This is a genomic window from Actinomadura sp. NPDC048032 (assembly GCF_040653175.1).
Lineage (GTDB): Bacteria > Actinomycetota > Actinomycetes > Streptosporangiales > Streptosporangiaceae > Spirillospora > Spirillospora verrucosospora.
In genome coordinates this window covers 12156-30074 of the sequence record NZ_JBEZJP010000048.1, presented here as the reverse complement: position 1 = coordinate 30074, position 17919 = coordinate 12156, and the positions used below count along the sequence as shown (strand labels likewise).

The window sequence follows — 17919 nt, the reverse complement described above, 5'->3', positions numbered from 1 at the left end:
CAGGCGGTGCTCCCCGCGAGCGCCCGTTTGAAGGCGTCGATCTCAAGGATCCGGGCCGCCTCGATGATCGCCTCTCCGGACACCCCGACCGCGTCGGACGCCACCGGGCCGACGGTGATCGCGAACCGCAGCTTCATCCGGACCGGAGCCGTCGAACGCCGGTTGTGCTGCTGCAGCGCGACCTCAAGCCGGGGCGGCAGGGCCTCCAGGACCGTCCTCGCTGGAGTGGTCGGCGGCACGATGATGAGAAAGCCGTCACCCCTGTCCTCCCAGTGGCACCGGTCGAGGTCGCCCAGGCCCGCGAGCACGAAAGCGCCCTGCACGACGTCGAAGAGGCTCTGGCGCACGAAGTAGCGGTCCTCGTCGGTACGGATCGTGGCGGCGAAGCCGGCCACGTCGAACAGCAGGACGGTGCAGTATTGCCCTTCGAAACGGGGGCGTTCCACCGGTCTCGGGCTCTCGGAGGGTCCTGCGCATGCCGGACGGGACGCGGTCTCCCCGCCTGCCGCGCCGCTTTCGGAAGGCTCGATGAGCCGCTCGTAGATCTGGTCCTCGACGATGGCGAGCACACGGGGACGCTCCGCGATGAAGCTCGCGAATTCCGCCGTGCTCATCACCAGCGCCACGACGTCGTCCAGTGCCACGGCGCTGGCGGAGCGGACGGCGGTCCGCAGCGCCGCGCGCTCCCCGATCAGCTGTCCGGGGCCGCGGTGCGCGAGCACCCGCTCCGTCCCGCCCTCGGACACGCAGATCTTGGTCCATCCGCTGAGCAGGACGAACACCTGGTCGGCCTGGTCGTGCCTGTGAAAGAGGGCGGAACCCCTGCGGAACGTGCGGCGCCGCCCCAGGGCCAGCAGGAGGCCGCGCTCACCGTCGCTGAGGGACTGCCAGAACGCCTTGGGCCGCTCCGAGCCGGATTCCAACTCGCCCACAAGGCCATCGTGAGCAGACCCGATCAGCGCCCCCTGGCCGGGAGTGGCCGGTCGGCGATCACGGGCGGCGTCCGCCAGTTCGCAGAGGCGCCGGTTGACGAGCACCAGGGTGCCCGCCACGACGGCCAGGCAGACCGGGCCCGCCAGCATCCCGGTGCCGGCGAGCACCGCCGCCAGGAGGGCCAGCCCGCCGATGGTGCTCGCCGCGTAGACCACGAGCGACGGCACCGGAGCGGAACGCCGGAGCGGAAACTCGTCGGTGCGGTCGCCTTCGGAAGGGCCGCCTCGGCGGCCCGTGGCGGTCATGCGACGTCTCCGGCGTTCGGCGGACGGCGTCCGCTGCGGTCCTTCCCCTGCTCTGACCTGCGATAAGGGTTCCCGAACGGGAGCCCTCCGCCATTGCTTTCCCCCATGTATTCGCTTACATTCAACCTACGACCTCCGTCGCTCTTCGATAGCCGGGGTGTCGTCACCGTTGGGCCGGTGTGCCGACCGGCCCAACTTGTTGTGCGGCGTTGATCAGCGGCTTCGCACACCTCCCGCTTCTTTGCCCCCGAGCGGGCTCCCCGTGATCACTGGATCGCTCGTGTCTGCCGTCTCTTTGTCCGACTACTGCTACCGTCATGTTCCTTCGGCAAGTAGAATTTGGCAAGTGCCAACTTGTGATGGACATTGGCACCTTCCTCTGGCAACGACGTGCTCAGCGTCGGGGCAGACGTTCGATCAAGGGGCGGTGACCTGGTCATGACCGATGGCGGCAGCCCGACCATCCGCCGGCGGGAGCTCGGCTCGCGGCTGCGGAGGCTTCGCCTGGAATCCTCCAGGACGATCGACGAGGTGGCGCAGGCGCTCCTGTGCTCGCCGAGCAAGGTGAGCCGGATGGAGACCGGTCAGCGCGTCGCGACCGCGCGCGACATCCGGGATCTGTGCGAGCTGTACCTGGTGACCGATCCGGCGGTCAAGGACGAACTGATGCGCCTGGGCAGGGAGGCGCGCCAACGGTCGTGGTGGCGGCAGTACAGCGATCTCGGCGAGGTCACCTCGCTGATCGACTACCAGGACGGCGCCTCCTCCATCACCGAGTACGACTCGTGCCTGGTCCCCGGCCTGCTGCAGACCGAGGAGTACGCCCGCTCCGCCGTGCGCGGTCTCCTGCCGAGAATCCGGGAGGACGTGCTCGAAGAACGCGTCGAGGCGCGAATGCGGCGGCAGCGCCTCCTCACCCAGGACAGTCCGCCCCGGCTCTGGGTCCTGCTCGACGAATCAGTACTGATCCGGCATGTCGGGGGTGCCTCGACCATGAAGGCACAACTCGACAAGCTCCATCAGCAATCGCTTCTACCGCAGGTGACCATTCAGGTCGTGCCATTCAAGGTGGGCGCGCACCCCGGCCTGAACAGTGCCTTCTCCCTGGTGGAATTCACCGACGCGACGCTGTCGCCGATCGTGTACACCGAAGGGCTGAGCGGCGAAATATACCTGGAGGGCAGGAACGATATCGACCGGTACCGGGAAGCGGTCGACCACCTGCGCGCCTCCGCCTTGAGCCCTGCGGATTCGCAGGACCTCATCACCACAATGATCGGACGTATCTCATAGGCTCACCGAGCCGCTGGAACGTTCGCTGTCCCTGATAAGGAGAACCATGACACGTGGACCATCGGCCGAGGCCGCCTCCGCTGAGCCCAAATGGATCGTCGCCAGCGCGAGTGGCGGCGGTAACTGCATCCGGGCGGCCGCTTCGGCAAGTGGAGTCATCGTCGGTGACACCAAGAATCCGGATGGTCCAGTGCAGTTCTACGGTAGGGACGAGTGGCGCAGGTTCATCCATCAGGTCAAGTCCGGGTTCCGCCCGGAGTGAGCATCGCTAGTCGCCGTCGGCCAGTTCGGCGCGCACCGTTTCCAGCAATTCCCTGGACCGGTCCGGGCTCAGCGCGTCGTCGCTGAGCCGGGCGAAGGCGACGCGATGCTCGGCAAGTTCCGGCGACGCACCGATGTACGTGCTGCTTCGCGGAAATCTTTCGAGATGCAGCACGTCATCGATGCCCTCTCCGGTGTCCAGCAGCCAGAAGGGACCCGTGAACGCCGTGTGGGCGGCGGCCATGGGAAGCACCTGGATCGTCACGTCCGGGAGGTCGGCCTCCTGAAGCAGCCGATCCAGCTGGCCCAGCATGACCTCGGCGGAACCGGTCCGGCGCCGGATGACCGCCTCGTCGAGCAGGTAGATCTGGGCGACGTCCTGCTCGTCCCGCTCGTCGAGCAGCCGCCGGCGCCGCTGCCGGAGTTCCACCAGCGCGTCGATCCGCTCCTGCGTCGCATCCGGCCAGTACGCGCCGAGTACGGCGCGCGCGTAACCCTCCGTCTGAAGCAGGGCCGGGACGTGCAGGACCTCGACCGCGCTGATCGAAAGGGCCGCGGCCTCGTAGGCGAGGTAGCGGGCGAACTCCGGGTCGTCCCAGCCGGTCAGATAGGGCTCCCACCAGGCGGGCCGCCGCGCCGTTTCCGCAAGCCGCAGCAGCTTTTCCTTCTGCTCCGGGCCGGCACCCCGGTAGTCCAGTAACGCGGCGAGGTCGTCGATCGGGTTTCGCGGCGTCCAGTTCTCCACCCGCGCCAACCGCCCTGGAGTCCACCCGAGCTCCCGCGCGGCCGCATCCCCACCGGAGGCCTGGCGATGACGCAGAGTGCGCAGTTCTGCGACCAAGAGGGCACGGACGACCACTGGCCCCGGCGACGAGGTCATGTGTACTCCTTGATCATGAAACTGGGCGCATCCCTGCACTGCCAACAATAGCGATACCCAAAAGATGTCGCCCCTAGTCGCTGGTCGCATCCGCCACTGCACGAAGCGCGCTTTGGCAAGCGCGTTTCCCGCACCTATCGCCTCGATCTCAACGCGAGTAACACCGGTATCAGCAGGTCGGCCCCGCCGAGAAAAGGTGGCTCGCCTTTGCTGACCTGATCAGGTCAGCCGCCGAACCCGCTCGACAGTTCTCCGAGGGAGCGAGGTCGATTTCCGCCCGCACTCACCGTGTAGGCCGAGGAGCAGCGGTGCATCGAATTCCAGCCCAAAGCACGTGTAAGTGCTGCTCAGGTGGTCGTTTGATTCGGACCGCTCGGCACCCAGAGGCCGCTTGGCGCCAGATGGGCCGACGGCACACGGCGGGCGTGGTTCGTCCGGTCGCCCCGGCGGAAGGTACGGGCGACCGGACGGACCGAGTTCGTGGGTCAGGCCACGTCGAGACCGCGGCGGCGGTCGGCCCACTGGAGGGAGTGGCGGATGGCGTCCTCGACGGTGTACTCGGGCTTCCAGGCGAGCAGGTCCCAGGCCTTGGCCGGGTCGACGTAGGCGCCGACCACGTCGCCGGGGCGGGCGGGGGCGTCCTCGGCCCGGAAGGAGTCGCCGACGACCTCGCGGAAGGCGGCGACGAGCTCGCGGACGGTGACGCCGTCGCCGGTGCCGAGGTTGATCACTTCGTAGCGGGCGTGGTCGCCGGCGGGCGGGATGATCGCGTCGAAGCGGGCGGCGGCCGCGTGGAAGGCGCGGGCGATGTCCCAGACGTGGATGTAGTCGCGGATCGCGGTGCCGTCGCGGGTCTCCCAGTCCACCCCGGTGATCTTGAAGGGCACGCCCGTCGCGTAGCACTCGATCATCTTGCCGAGGGCGTGGGTGGGCTTGCTGTTCTGCAGGCCGGTGCGCAGGCGCGGGTCGGCGCCGATCGGGTTGAGGTAGCGCAGCGAGATGACGCGCAGCCCGTAGGCCTCGCAGAAGTCCCGCAGGAGCAGCTCCGCCATCATCTTCGAGCGGGTGTAGGGGTTCTGCGGTTCGAGTTCGGACGTCTCGGTGACCGACAGGTCGGCCTCCGGGCGGTACATCCCCGCGGTGGACGCGAAGATCATCCGATCGCAGCCGTTGCGGACGAGGTGGCCCGCGAGATCGAGGGTCTTGGACAGGTTGACCCGGTAGTAGCGCAGCGGGTCCGTCATCGAGTCGGGCACCACGATCAGCGCGGCGCAGTGCACGGTGAGCGCGATGTCGGGGTGGTCGCGGAAGATCTCGTCGACGAGGTCCCCGTCCCCGATGTCGCCCTGGTAGAAGACCTTGCCGTCGGTGAACTCCCGCCGTCCGGTGATGAGGCTGTCGAGCACCACGGGAGTGGCGCCGCGCTCGGTGAAGGCGGAGGCGATCGTGCTGCCGATGAAGCCGGCTCCCCCTGTGATCAGCACTTTCATGTGGCATCCCTGCAGGCCAGTGCGTCCCCTGAAGTTCCAGCCACAGGATGAGCAGGCGGCGGCGGGCGGTCAATGTCCCGCGTTCGAGGTGACCGGGTCCGGACTCGCGTGAACCGGCCGGGCCCGGCCGCGTCCGCGCACGAGCCTTCCCCCGAGTACTCGTCCTGCGAGGTCGCAAACCGGGCTCCGGCAATCGGACGGCCGAAACGAAGTACAGCGTTTGCAGGATCCGCCGGGCCCGCGCAGCGGTCATCGTCGGTGCATGGAACCGATCCGTGTCCTCATCGTGGACGATCACGCGCTCTTCGCCGAGGCCCTCGCGGCACGGCTGGGACGCGAGCCCGATCTGGTGATCCTCCCGATCGCCGCCGACGTGCGGCGCGCGCTGGCGCTGACCGCCGCCGAGCGCCCGCGGGTCCTCGTCCTCGACATGACGCTGGACACGGAGAACGGGCTGGACGTCCTGGAGCGGGTCCGCAAGCGGTACCCGCACGTCCGGGTCGTCATGCTGACCGCGATGAGCGACGTGGACGCGATGGTGCGGGCGGTCCGGACCGGCGCGGTGGGCTGGGTGGAGAAGACCGAGAGCGCCGACCTCGTCGCCCGGGTGATCCGGTCCGCGGCGCGGCAGGGCGGCTGGATCCCCCCGGACGTGCTCGGCGAGGTGCTGCGCAGGCTGACCGAGGGCGGTGGCGACGGGCTGATCGCCGAGCTGACGCCGCGGGAGCGCGAGGTCCTGCAGTGCATGGTGGACGGCCTCGGCCGCGCGGAGATCGCCGAGCGGCTGGGCCTGTCGGCGAACACCGTCCGCACCCACACGCAGAACCTGCTGGCCAAGCTCGACCTGCACTCCGCCCTGGAGGCGATCACCCTCGCGATGCGCGCCGGCATGCGGCCGACCTCGGACGACTACTGAGCGTGGGGCGCGCTCTGGTGCAAACGGCGTAGAGCGGGGTCGTCATTTGTGTGATTCCTCCGGACAGGCGGCTTCCTACGCTCGGCCATGACGGAGCCGGAGGGGGAACCGTGGAGATCGACGAAGTCGCCGCGCGGGTGGTCCGGAGCTACTGGGCGCTCCTGCTGGTCATGACGCTCCTCCCCCTGGTTCTGGTGGGCCTCGCCATGAGCGGGCGGGAGCCGCCGTACACGGCCGCGACGCGGTTGCAGGCGAGCAGCAGGGCGACCGACGCGGCCCCCGGGGACGCGGGCGTGTCCATCGTGGTCAGCCAGGTGAAGGCGTTCGCGACCAGCGAGAACCTGCTGAGCGGGGTCCTGCGGCAGCAGCACGCCGACCGGTCGACGGTGAAGACGGCGAAGGCGATCGGGGTGGCCGGGCTCGGGACGTCCACCGTGGTGGAGCTGTCGGTGAAGGACCGCGACCCGGGCGTGGCGCGGCGGCTGGCCGACGCGCTCGGCGCCGCGGTCGTCAAGGAGATCAACGAGTCGAACCAGGGCTCGATCCGGCAGCAGATGGACGACATCGACAAGCGCGTCCGGACGCTGGAGAAGCGTCTCGGCCCGCTGTCGCGGCGGGCGGGCGCGCAGCCGAACCCCGACATCGGCGCCGCCAACGAGCGCGAGCGGGTGCAGGCGGAGCTCACCGACCTGCGGTCGAACCGGTCGGACCTGCAGACGCAGCTGTCGTCGGCCGGGACGGCGTCGGTGGTGCAGCCGGCGGTCCTGGCGCCGCGCACGAACCCGGTCGTGATGACGGCGGCCATCGCGGGGCTGGTCGGGCTGGTCGGCGGCATCCTGATCGCGGTGGTGACGGAGACGGCCCGTCCCACGATCCCGGGGCAGCGGCGGGTCGCGCGGCGGCTCGGGGTTCCGCTGCTCGGCTGGGCCGACCGGGGGCCCGAGCAGCTCGCCGACCTCGGGCGGCGCGTCCGGCTCGCCATGAAGAAGGAGGGGGTCGGACGGGTCGCGCTGGTCGGTGCGCCCGGCCCGCTGCCGGCCGGCGTGGTGTCGTCGGTCGCGTCCGCCGTGTACGGGGACGGCACGAAGGTCGTCACGGCCCGCCCCGGAGACGACGCCCCGGACGGCGACGGCGACGGCAAGGGCGGGACGCCGCCGGCCGGCGGCGGGTCCGGCAAGGGGAAGAGCAGCACGTCGGTGGTCCGTGCCGGCACCGCCGTGATGGCGAAGAAGGCGGTCCCGGTGCGCCGGCTCTGCCAGGTGCACGCGTTCGAGGAGATCGATCCGGGCTCGGACGACGTGGTCGGCGTGGTCGTGGTGGTCGGTCCGGTGACGAGGGCGGCGGGGCTGGAGACCGTCCGCGACCTGGTCGCCGCGTCCGGCTGGCCGCTGCTCGGCGTCGTCGGCGCGGCCCGGAAGATCAAGGGGTGACCAGATGAGTACGTCCGTTCCGTTCACGGTTCCGTCGGTGTCCGGTGAGGCCGCCGACGCCGTCGTCAAGGTGCTCGACTCGGGTTGGATCACGACGGGGCCGCAGACGGCCGCGTTCGAGCAGGAGTTCGCCGATCATCTGGGCGCCGCGCACGTCGTCGCGGTGTCCTCGTGCACGGCCGCGCTGGAGCTGTGCCTGCGGGCGCTGGACCTCCCCCCGGGTTCGGCGGTGCTGACGCCGAGCCTGACGTTCTGCGGCGCGATCAACGCGATCCTGCACGCGGGGCACCGGCCCGTGCTGGTCGACATCGACGAGGACACGCTGGTCCCGAGCCCCGAGACGGTCGCGGCGGCGGCCCGCCGCGCCGTTCCCGCGGCGATGGTCGTCCAGAACCAGGGCGGCTACCCGGTGGACGTCGCGGCGCTCGCCGCGGCGGCGGGCCTGGACCGGACGAAGGTCGTCGAGGACGCGGCGCACGGGCCCGGCGCCGGACGCGGCGGCAGGCCGGTCGGGTCGGAGTCGTTCGCGGCCTGCTTCTCCTTCTACGCCACCAAGAACATGCCGATCGGCGAGGGCGGCGCGGTGGCGTCGAGCGACGGGGAGTTCGCCGACCGGGTCCGCGCGATGCGGATGCACGGGATGAGCAAGGACTCGTGGAAGCGGTACCTGCCCGGCGGCAGCTGGCGGTACGACGTGAAGACGGTCGGGCTGAAGGCCAACATGACCGACGTCCAGGCGGCGATCGGGCGGGCGCAGCTCGCGGCGCTGCCGGGCTGGCAGCGGGACCGCGCCGAGATCACGGCCCGCTACGACGCGGAGCTCGGGGGGCTGCCCGGTCTCGTCCTGCCGCAGCGCGACCTGGACGGCGTGCAGCACGCCTGGCACCTCTACCAGGTCCGGGTGCCGGACCGGGACGCGGTCAGCGCCGAGCTGGAGGCGGCGGGCGTCGCGACGTCCGTGCACTTCATCCCGGCGAACCAGATGACGGCCTACCGGCGGATCCTCGGCACTGAGGAATGCGCGCGCGTGCCGGTGACCGACCGGGTCGGTGAGGAGTTACTGTCGCTGCCGCTGTATCCGGGGCTGACGGCCGACGGCGTCGAACGCGTCGTCGCCGCGCTCTCCGCTGCGCTGCGGAGCCGGAGCGCGTGAGCACCGCCCGCAAGCTCAGGGTCGCCACGGTGATCACCCGGTTCAACGGGGGCGCCGGCCAGGTCGCGCTGAACGGTGCGCTGGCGCTGCCGGACGGCGACTACCAGCGCACGATCGTCACCGGCGGCGTCGGCATGGACAGCACGGCCTCCGCCACCGGCGACGGCGTCCTCTACGGGGAGGAGGCCGTCGCCAACGCCGCCGCCGGCGACCTCACCGGGCGGGCGCACGCGGCCGGGATGGAGATCGTCCAGGTGGGGCCGCTGGTACCGCAGGTGTCCCCGCGCGACGACCTCGCCGCGCTGAGGACACTGACCAGCGTCCTGGCGGAGGGGCGGTACGACGTCGTCCACACCCACAGCGCGAAGGGCGGCGTGCTCGGACGGATCGCGGCGGCCCGCGCGGGCGTCCCCCGCATCGTCCACACGTGGCACGGGTTCCCGTTCAACGAGTTCCAGTCGCGGGCCCGGCGGCACCTCTACATCCGCCTCGAACGGATGGCGGCGAAGCGCACCGACGCGTTCCTCGCGATCGGGTCGGAGACGGTGACGACGGCTCTGCGGCTCGGGCTGACCACGCCGGAGCGGGTCCGGCTGTCCTGGCCGGCCGTGGACGTGGACGCCTACGCGGCCGCGCCCGGCTCCCGCGTTCAGGCCCGCCGCCGCCTCGGCCTGCCGCTCGGCGTGAGGGTCGTCGGGTCGGTCGGGCGGCTGACGTTCCAGAAGGGACCGGAGATCTTCGCCAGGGCGATCGCCCGGCTTCCGGACGACGTGTTCGGCCTGTGGGTCGGCGGCGGCCCGATGGCGGGCGAGGTGGAGCGGCTCACCGCGAGGCTCGGCGTCGGCGAGCGGATGCGCTGGCTCGGGCACCGCGGCGACGTCGCCGACGTGCTTCCCGCCTTCGACGTGATGGCGATGGCGAGCCGCTGGGAGGGTCTCCCGTGCGTGCTGGTCGAGGCGATCGGGGCGGGGATCCCGCTGGTCGCGACGGCTGTCCCGTCCAACCAGGACCTCGTGCTCGCCGGGGAGACCGGCGTGCTCGTCCCGCCCGGGGAGCCCGCCGGGCTCGCCGCCGGGATGTCGGCGCTGCTGAACGACCCGACCGCCGCCGCGCGGATGGCGGAGCGGGCCCGGGCCAGGGTCGGCGAGTGGTTCTCGCCCGGATACCTCGGGACCGTCCTGGACGAGACCTACCGAGGCGACTCCCGCCGGCCATGACCACGGTGATCGAGGCACCGCCCGCGCCGCCGCCGCTGAGGCGCGGCCCGCGCCCGGCGGCCGCCGTGCTGGTCGCGGGCATCGCCTCGCTGCCGATGCTGATGCCGGCCGGCCTCCCGCCGGGCCCCGGCAACACCGGGCTGCCCGACCTCGCGCTGGTCGGGCTCATCGCGACGACGCTGATGTGGGCGGGCACCCGCGGGCACCCGGTCCGGTGGCCGTTCCTCGTCCCGACCCTGATGACGATCATCGCGGGCGGGGTCGCCGCCATCGTCAACGAGGCGGGCGCGCTCACCCTGCTCAAGGACATGTTCGTGCTGCTGTGGGCGGTGAGCCTCGCCAACCTCGGCCGCGACCCGGCGCTGCTGAGGGTGGCCCTCCGCGCGTTCGTGTGGATCGGGACGAGCTACGCCGCCGTCATGATCGTCGGATTCGTGCTGGGCATCGAGGCGCTGTCCGGCAAGCAGATCGACGGCGAGCGCGCGATGTTCACGTTCGGCGACGCGAACTACGCCTCCAACTGGTTCATCTGCGTGTACTTCGTCGCCCGCGCGACCCGGTATCCGGGGGTCCGGGGGAAGAGGTGGGCGGTCTGCGGGATCCTGCTCGCCGCCGAGATCCTCACCGGCTCGAACGGCGGGCTGCTCGCCCTCTGCGTCGCGGTGCTGCTCGGCCACCTGTTCCGGCTGGTCCGCGAGGGCAGGGCGCACCACGCGATCGCCGTCGGCCTGTTCGCCGTGTTCGTCGGCGGGGCCGGCGTCGCGGTCGTCACCCAGGTCGACGTCCAGCCGTACCTGGACCAGGCGAGCCAGGCGTCGCCGATCCTGCGCGACTCCATCGGGCGGACGACCGGGGAGAGCACGAACTCGCGCGGCACGGTCCTCGCCACCACCCTCCAGATGATCGACGACCAGACGCACCCGTGGGGCATCGGGCCCGGCCAGACCGAGCGCCAGATGCTGGTGCGGCAGGAGACCTACGTCCGGGAGGCGCACAACGACTACGTCGCCGCGGTCCTGGAGCGCGGCTTCCTCGGCGGCGTCGCGCTCATCGCGCTGGTCTTCGTCCTGCTGCTGAAGTGCGTGCGGATCGCCCGCCGGGACGCGCTGACCGGCGAGTACGCGCGGCTCGTCCCGCGTCCCGAGCTGTTCGGCGCGCTCGTCGCCGTCTTCCTCGTCTCCGGCCTGTTCTACGAGACGCTCCACTACCGCCACGGCTGGGCGATCTTCGGGCTGATCGCCGCGCTCGACCTCTTCGGACGCCGCGGCGACTCCTCCGTCCGCCGGCGTCTCCGGCCGCGGGCGAGCACGCCCGCCGTCTCATCGGCCATGCCCGGCCCCCCGCCGAACCTGAACGGTGCGGCGGTCGCCGTGCCGCCGCCCCGAACTCCCGAACCGGAGGGCGGCGGGAGAAACGCACGGCGCAGGCTGCTGACGCTGGTCGCGGGGAACGTGGCGGGACGGGTCGGCGCGCTCGCCTCGCTCGGCGTGGCGACGATCCTGGTGGCGCGGATCGGCGGGCCCGAGCTCGTCGGCGCGTTCACGCTCGTCCGGATCCTGCCGGGGCTGCTGTGCCAGCTGTCCAGCGCCGGGCTGCCGGGCGCGGCGCCGTACTTCCTCGCCCGGAACGACTACGACCAGAGCCGGGTACGGCCCACGCTGGCGTGGCTGACCGTGATCGGCGCGACGATCTCCGGTGCGGGCTGGCTGGCGCTCAGCCCGCTGGTCTACCTGGTGTTCTTCAAGTCGTTCGGGCTGTGGGTCGCGGTCGCCGCGGCCGCGCCGTCCTTCACGCAGGGCTTCGTCTCGGTCGGCAAGGGCCTGCTGCAGGGGACCGGCGACCAGCCGGGCGCGAGCCTCGCCATCGCCGTCGAGGAGTTCGTGTTCCTGCCGATCTACCTCGTGCTCCTCACCGGCTGGTACGGGCCCGGCGCGCTGATCAGCGGGCTGGTGCTCGCCGACGTCGCCGCCGCCGCGTGGATCGCCCGGCGGCTCGCGCGGCGCGGGTTCTTCGCCGGGTGGGGGCGCCCCGACCGGCGGCTCGGCCGGTCCATCGCCGGGTACGGGCTCCGCGGCTACCTCGGCCAGCTCATCGACCTGCTGCAACTGCGGTTCGACATGGCGCTGCTCGGCGCGCTCGCCGGGCCGAAGGTGCTCGGCGTGTACACGGTCGCGAGCAAGTTCGCCGAGCTCGTGCAGCTCCCCGGCCTCGCGGTCAACTACATCCTGTATCCGGACTTCGCCAAGGACGACCGGGACACCGCGATGAAACGGACGTCCCGCCTGATCCTGCCCGCGCTCGGCGTGTCGGCCCTGGCCGCGCTGCCGCTCGCCCTCATCGCCGGGACCGCGCTGCCGTGGATCTTCGGCGACGTGTTCGACGACGCGGTCGTGCCCACCTACGTCCGGCTCGCCGGCGTCGTGACCTTCGGGGTCACCGGGCTCGTCATGGCCTGCCTGTACGGGGTCGGGCGGCCGGGCGCCGCGTCCGCGGGGCAGGGCATCGGGCTCGCGGGCGTCGTCGTCCTCGGCGCGGTCCTGATCCCCGCGCACGGCGCGGTCGGCGCCGCGGTCGCCACGTCCGTCTCCTTCGTCGCCACGACGGCGGCGCTGCTCGTCCTGTTCCGGCGCGTCGGTAAGGCCGCGCCGCCGCCCCCCGCACCCGAAGACAAGGGGTGATCATGTCCGAGTTCGCGAGCCGTCCCGTCGACAGGTCCGACGGCGTCCCCCCGTCCACGGCGCGCCGCGTCCTGGACGTCGCCGGAGCGGCCGCCGGGCTGCTGCTCCTCAGCATCCCGCTGCTGGTCGTCTACCTGCTGGTGCGGCTGTCCAGCCCGGGGCCGGGCGTGTTCCGGCAGACGCGGGTCGGGCAGGGCGGGAGGCCGTTCACCATGTACAAGTTCCGGACGATGCGGCAGGGCGTCGGCGGCCTCGCCGTCACCGCCAACCGCGACCCGCGCCTGACGCGGACCGGGAAGATCCTGCGCCGGTGGTCGCTGGACGAGCTGCCGCAGCTGGTGAACGTCCTGCGCGGCCAGATGACCCTCGTCGGGCCGCGCCCGGAGACCTACGACCTCGCCGTCCACTACGACGGGCGGCACCGCTGGATCTTCGACCACCGGCCCGGCCTGACGGGCGTGTCGGAGGTCCGGTTCCGCGACTTCGACGTGCTCGGCCCCGGCGAGGAGGTCGACCTCGCCGGCTACATCGAGCGGATCGTCCCGGCGCGGGTCGCGGTCGACGCCGTGTACCTGCGGGACCCGTCGATGCGGGCCACGCTCGGCGCGCTCTGGGACACCGTCCGGCACCTCCTCGGCTTCACGGTCCCGCCCCTGAGGGTGGACGCCGCCGGGGCCGTGCACGAGGCCGCCATCGAGGAGGCGCGGGAGCGGCCGGTGCGCGCCGCCGAGGAGCCCGGTTCCGCCGCCTGACCATCGCCTTCGGGGAGTGACGCGGGATGGACGTCCAGGACGCCCGATTCAAGATCGCGGCCGTCGCCACGGCGGTCGTGCTGGCGGCCGGATTCCTTTTCCACCTGCACCGGCGGACGTCGGACCACCGGCCGTACCGGGGGCCGTCCGCCGCGCCGGGGACGCCCGCGACCGAGCCCGGCGGGACCCGCCGGATCGCGCTGAACACCCGGCCGTCGGACTATCCGCGGCTCCGGGCGCTCGGCTATGACCTGGTGGACGTCGAGGCGGACCCGTCGCTCGTCGCCGGGGTCCCCGCCGGGATGCGGGCGCTGCTGTGGGTCGGCAACTTCACCTGCGGCGACTTCGCGCTCGGCTGGGACGAGTTCCAGCGTGCCGTCCAGCGGTTCGGGCGCGACCCGAAGGTGTACGGGTGGTACCTGTCGGACGAGCCCAACACCGGCGACTGCCCGGAGGTCGCCGGCGAGATCCGCCGCCGCGCCCGCTACATCGAGCGGAACGCGCCCGGGCAGGTCTCGTTCATCTCGCTGACCGACTGGCCGATGGGACCGCTCACGCCGCGGCGCGTCGGCGTCGACCTGGTCGGCCTGGACCCCTACCCCTGCAAGGGCTCCCCGGAGGCGCGCGAGCACTGCGACATCGGGGCGATCGACCGGATGGTCCGTATGGCGGACGCCGCCGGCATCCCGCGCGCCAGGGTCGCGCCCGTCCTGCAGACGTTCGGGCAGGGCTGCACCGAGGGCGACAAACAGTACTGGCTGCCGACGCGGGCCCAGTTCCGCGCGATCCTCGCGCGCTGGGACCGGCTCGCGCCGCGGCCGCCGCTGGAGATCTCCTACTCCTGGGGACACCAGGAGAAGTGGGCCTGCCCCACTCTCGCGGACGCCTCCGGCGGCGCCCACCCCGACCTGCAGAGCCTCATGCGGGCACGCAACACGGCGCGCTGAGAGGCCCTGACCGGCGCGGAGGTCAGTTACCGCCGGGCTGGTCGGCGACGGCCGGATGCCGCGACTTCGACGGAAGCTGGAACTCCAGTGACCCGAGCCTCAGGGCCAGGACCTCCATCACACCGACGGCCAGAATCAACGCGACGGCCATCAGGCCGAGCTTCCTGCGGTTCAACCGCGCACCCCTTTGAAACCCCCGAACGAGCAGGTCAAGAACTTAACATGCAGTGATCTTTCTTCTGTTCCGGAACTGCCCGTTTCTCACCCTTTGTAACGCCTTTGTGATCCTGCGCAGCCCCGCGCCGCCTCCCGCGCCGCCCCCGCGGCGCGGTCAGAGGGCTCGGCTGGTGAGGTTGGCGGCGCGGGCGTTGAGGCACTCGCCGGTGGCGAGGTCGAAGGCGAAGTTGTGGGCCAGGCAGTGGATCCGCCCGTCCCGGACGACCGAGCCGACCGACAGGTCCTCACCGGCGTGCGGGCAGTACCGCGGGATGTCGTAGCGGGCGCCGGCGTCGGCGACGACGATGCGCTCGCTCTCGTCCCGCCCGGTCTCGTACGCCTCGACGGCGTCCAGCGCCGGCGCGTTCGCGTGCTTGAGCAGTCCGACCAGGTGGTCGTTGTAGACGTCGGGATCGCGGTAGAGGCTGAGCCGGAACGAGATGAGCAGGTCCTCCCACGCCATCCGGCCGGTGAGCACGCCGTCCAGCCAGCGGGCCGCGGTGGTGATCCGGTAGTGCGGGCGGACGCCGGGGGACGCCTGCGCCACCGTGAGGCCGCCGGGAGAGAAGTCGACGTCCCAGGAACCGCCGTGCGGACCGGTGACCTCGAACCGGACGATCATCGAGATCCGCCGGAGGAAGTAGTCGCTGAGCCCGCCGAGGCGCGCGAAATGGGCGGTGAACCTGTCGAACAGGTCCGGGCCCGGCTCGGGGTGGTCCGCCAGCACGCCGGCGATGGCGCCGGCCCGGTCGGCGGCGTACCGCCTGAGGTAGTCGCCCCGGGCGTCGTCGGCGAAGGAGAACTCCGCCGAGACCGGGTCACGGGTGATCTCCCCCGTGTCCAGGTCGACGGCGTCGCCCGGCTTGAAGCACTCCCAGCGCTGCCCCGGCAGATGCTCGCGCAGCCAGCCGGTGGCGACCTCCGGGTCGCAGAACGCGCCGTCCGCCTGGTCGAGCACCCGGTTGAGGTGCTCGACCTCGGCGTCCAGGAAGCACGGCGGCCCGGCGAACGGGGCCGCCAGCACGGGCTCGGTCTGCCGGACGAGCCGCTGCGCCGCGCGCAGCTTGGAGACGCGCTTGGCCGCCGAGACCTCGGCCATCTCGGCGGCGGAGTACTCGTAGCAGATCGGGTGCCAGGACGCCCCGGACGTCTGGAGCGCCATCAGGTCGAGCCGGCCTCCCGCCATGTGCTTGGCCCGGCGGGCCTGCGCGGCGGTGAGCCTGGCGTCGTTGCAGTGCAGGATCGCGCGACCGTCCGCCACGATCAGAAAGGCGGCGTCATGGCACATGGGCGACAGTTCTGGAATGACGGTGATCCAGGAGCCGCGATTGTCGAGCGTGAATTTCTCCCACGGCCGTATTTCGATGACCTGTCGCCCGCCCGCGGCGACCGTGACGCGTTCCCGGAAGGCGGGTCCGGGATAACACGGAATGAGGATCCGGGTCCGCGCGGGAAGGCGCTCGATGACCCACGGGTCGAAATGGTCGAGATGCTCGTGCGAGACCGCCACCCAGTCCGCGTCGAGCAACGGAGCGAGATCCAGATGATCGTTTCTCGGGTACTGGTGCCAGGCGCCGAGAAAGGCCCCGGTCGGGGCGAGCCACGGGTCCGCGAGCAGATGGAACGCGGCCGCGTCCACCGACACCCCCGCATGTCCGATAAATGTGACAGTCGGCATGTCCAGACTGTCGCTCCGCGGCCCGGCCGGCACACCCGCCGGAGTGCGTAAAGCGGCTACGCCGTCAGCATGAAAGCACTATATGCACGGTCTTGATACGTCGGCCGAGACGCCCGGAAACAGATCGAGTTCACACTCCCCCGGACAATGACCGCATCCGGACAAAAGGTATATATTGCGGACGATCTACTGGACATCCGCGGGGCCGCCGGGCGATCGTCGACTGGGGTGCTGGAATAGCGGGCGGTGGTCGTCATGAGCAACGGGCGGGCTCGATCTTCCCGAGCGGACACTGCCCCGGGCGCGCGGGCGCTCGCGGGCACGGGCGTCCGCGAGGGCGTGCGCCACGAACACCGTGACCGGACGGGTCCCCCCGACCGCGGCGGGCGGCAGCTGTGGCGCAGGCGGCTGCGGCACGACATCCGCCACGAACTCGGCACGATCATCATGCTGGCCTCGGCCGTCGCCGTCGCGGACGACCTCGGCGACACCAGCCGGGCCCGCATCGACCAGCTGCTCGGCGAGACCCGGTGGCTCGACCACCTGCTGCGCCGGCTCGACGAGGACGACGACCGCCCGGCGCCCGCCCCGGAGCGGATCCGGGTGGACGACCTCACCGCCGAGGTCGTCACCGGGATGCGGCTCGTCACCCCGCACGAGATACGCCTCACCGCCGGCGAGGCGTGGGCGCACATGGACCCGGTGTCGTTATGGCGCGCGGTCCGCAACGTCGTCGAGAACGCGTGCCGCGTCGCGGAGGGACGCGTGGACGTGCACGTCGAGGCCGCGCGGGGCCGGCTCGTCATCCAGGTCGACGACGACGGCCCGGGGTTCGGTGCGGGCCTGGGGACACCGGCGGGGCGGGGACCGGCCCGGCCCGGGCTGGCGTCGTTGGGGCTCGGCATCGTGCACGACCTCATCTCCGGGTACGGCGGCGGCCTGGAGATCCGGACCAGCGAGATGGGCGGCGCGCGCGTCCGCATGCTGCTGCCCGCGGCGCCGCCCCCGGAGGACCGCGCGGCGGGCGCCCTCGCCGACGCCTGCTCCGACGACTGGCGGCCCCACCCATGAGGATGGTGATCTGCGACGACCACGCGGTCTTCGCCGAGTCGCTGTCCCTGGTGCTGAGCAACGCCGGGCACAGCGTCGTGGAGGTGACCTACTCCCCCGCCGAGGCGCTGCCCGTGCTCCGCGCCAGGCAGCCCGACCTGTGCCTCATCGACCTGCACTTCCCGTCCGGCACCGCGCTCGACTGGATGCCGCGGCTGCGCGGCTCGTCCCCGCGGACGAGGTTCGTCGTGCTGACCGGATTCCTGGAGCGGCCCGTGCTGGAGGCGGGCCTCGCGGCCGGGGTCCGCGGGTTCGCGCACAAGGGGCAGCAGACCGGCGAGATCCTCGCCGTGCTGCGCCGTGTCGCGGACGGCGAGATCGTCGTCGACCAGGAGATCCGCCGCGGTGACGGCCGGGGCCGCGACCAGTCGCGCAGGTTCGCCCGGTTCCTCACGCCCCGGGAACGCGAGGTGCTGACCCGGCTGGCGCGCGGCGAGTCCACGCAGACTCTCGCCCGGGCGATGGGGGTGACGCGCAGCACGGCGCGCAGCCACGTCCAGAGCGTCCTCAGCAAGCTGGGGGTGCACTCCCAGCGGGAGGCGGTGATCGAGGCCGCCCGGCACGGTCTGGTCAGCGTGGAGACCGGAGAGTGGATCGCGGGGTAGCCGCCGCGTGTTTCGGCGGGATTCCGGGCGGGGACGGCCGGACCTGGCCCTTCAA

At 71.9% G+C, this 17919-nt stretch carries 16 protein-coding genes; 11 read left to right on the top strand and 5 right to left on the bottom strand.

Going from position 1 to position 17919, the window contains the following annotated elements:
- Positions 1-1238 (bottom strand): cyclic nucleotide-binding domain-containing protein (locus tag AB0C69_RS09710; RefSeq protein ID WP_360351976.1); only part of this gene is annotated, 1238 nt, incomplete at its 3' end.
- A 438-nt stretch (positions 1239-1676) separates the two neighbouring features.
- Here AB0C69_RS09710 and AB0C69_RS09705 point away from each other — a divergent pair.
- Positions 1677-2531, top strand: a complete 855-nt coding sequence (locus AB0C69_RS09705; RefSeq protein ID WP_360351973.1) for a helix-turn-helix transcriptional regulator — start codon at positions 1677-1679, stop codon at positions 2529-2531.
- A 46-nt stretch (positions 2532-2577) separates the two neighbouring features.
- Complete coding sequence (locus AB0C69_RS09700; protein ID WP_360351970.1) at positions 2578-2793, top strand: DUF397 domain-containing protein; 216 nt, start codon at positions 2578-2580, stop codon at positions 2791-2793.
- A 6-nt stretch (positions 2794-2799) separates the two neighbouring features.
- On the opposite strand, the gene AB0C69_RS09695 is transcribed toward AB0C69_RS09700, so the two are convergent.
- Together AB0C69_RS09695 and galE are read right to left on the bottom strand one after the other, a co-directional pair.
- The gene (locus AB0C69_RS09695; protein ID WP_360351967.1) at positions 2800-3672 is read right to left on the bottom strand and encodes a helix-turn-helix transcriptional regulator; all 873 of its coding nucleotides are present in this window, start codon (positions 3670-3672) and stop codon (positions 2800-2802) included.
- A 485-nt stretch (positions 3673-4157) separates the two neighbouring features.
- Positions 4158-5162, bottom strand: coding sequence for a UDP-glucose 4-epimerase GalE (galE, locus tag AB0C69_RS09690; protein ID WP_360351964.1), 1005 nt, complete (start codon positions 5160-5162; stop codon positions 4158-4160).
- A gap of 262 nt (positions 5163-5424) precedes the next feature.
- Here galE and AB0C69_RS09685 point away from each other — a divergent pair, with 262 nt between their 5' ends.
- From AB0C69_RS09685 to AB0C69_RS09655, 7 genes are all read left to right on the top strand, one after another.
- Entirely contained in the window at positions 5425-6078 is a 654-nt protein-coding gene (locus tag AB0C69_RS09685; protein ID WP_179846292.1) for a response regulator transcription factor, read from the top strand.
- A gap of 110 nt (positions 6079-6188) precedes the next feature.
- Complete coding sequence (locus AB0C69_RS09680; protein WP_360351960.1) at positions 6189-7508, top strand: hypothetical protein; 1320 nt, start codon at positions 6189-6191, stop codon at positions 7506-7508.
- 4 nt (positions 7509-7512) lie between these two features.
- On the top strand, positions 7513-8661 hold the full coding sequence (locus tag AB0C69_RS09675) for a DegT/DnrJ/EryC1/StrS aminotransferase family protein (RefSeq protein ID WP_360351957.1): 1149 nt from the start codon (positions 7513-7515) through the stop codon (positions 8659-8661).
- On the top strand, positions 8658-9878 hold the full coding sequence (locus tag AB0C69_RS09670) for a glycosyltransferase (protein WP_360351954.1): 1221 nt from the start codon (positions 8658-8660) through the stop codon (positions 9876-9878). The genes AB0C69_RS09675 and AB0C69_RS09670 overlap by 4 nt, the downstream gene beginning before the upstream one ends.
- Positions 9875-12556, top strand: coding sequence for an O-antigen ligase family protein (locus AB0C69_RS09665; RefSeq protein ID WP_360351951.1), 2682 nt, complete (start codon positions 9875-9877; stop codon positions 12554-12556). The genes AB0C69_RS09670 and AB0C69_RS09665 overlap by 4 nt, the downstream gene beginning before the upstream one ends.
- Before the next feature lie 2 nt (positions 12557-12558).
- Entirely contained in the window at positions 12559-13308 is a 750-nt protein-coding gene (locus AB0C69_RS09660; RefSeq protein WP_360351948.1) for a sugar transferase, read from the top strand.
- A 26-nt stretch (positions 13309-13334) separates the two neighbouring features.
- Positions 13335-14255, top strand: a complete 921-nt coding sequence (locus AB0C69_RS09655) for a hypothetical protein (protein ID WP_360351945.1) — start codon at positions 13335-13337, stop codon at positions 14253-14255.
- A gap of 22 nt (positions 14256-14277) precedes the next feature.
- Here AB0C69_RS09655 and AB0C69_RS09650 read toward each other — a convergent pair whose 3' ends face one another.
- Together AB0C69_RS09650 and AB0C69_RS09645 are read right to left on the bottom strand one after the other, a co-directional pair.
- Positions 14278-14430: a hypothetical protein gene (locus AB0C69_RS09650; protein ID WP_360351942.1), complete on the bottom strand. Its 153-nt coding sequence runs from the start codon at positions 14428-14430 to the stop codon at positions 14278-14280.
- Positions 14431-14586: 156 nt separating this feature from the next.
- On the bottom strand, positions 14587-16149 hold the full coding sequence (locus AB0C69_RS09645; RefSeq protein ID WP_360351939.1) for a Rieske 2Fe-2S domain-containing protein: 1563 nt from the start codon (positions 16147-16149) through the stop codon (positions 14587-14589).
- Between the two features lie 255 nt (positions 16150-16404).
- Between AB0C69_RS09645 and AB0C69_RS09640 the strand changes: the two genes are divergently transcribed.
- On the top strand, positions 16405-17220 hold the full coding sequence (locus tag AB0C69_RS09640; RefSeq protein WP_360351936.1) for an ATP-binding protein: 816 nt from the start codon (positions 16405-16407) through the stop codon (positions 17218-17220).
- Positions 17217-17864 (top strand): response regulator transcription factor, encoded by a 648-nt coding sequence (locus AB0C69_RS09635; RefSeq protein ID WP_360351933.1) that lies wholly within the window; start codon positions 17217-17219, stop codon positions 17862-17864. The genes AB0C69_RS09640 and AB0C69_RS09635 overlap by 4 nt, the downstream gene beginning before the upstream one ends.
- Positions 17865-17919: the final 55 nt, after the last annotated feature.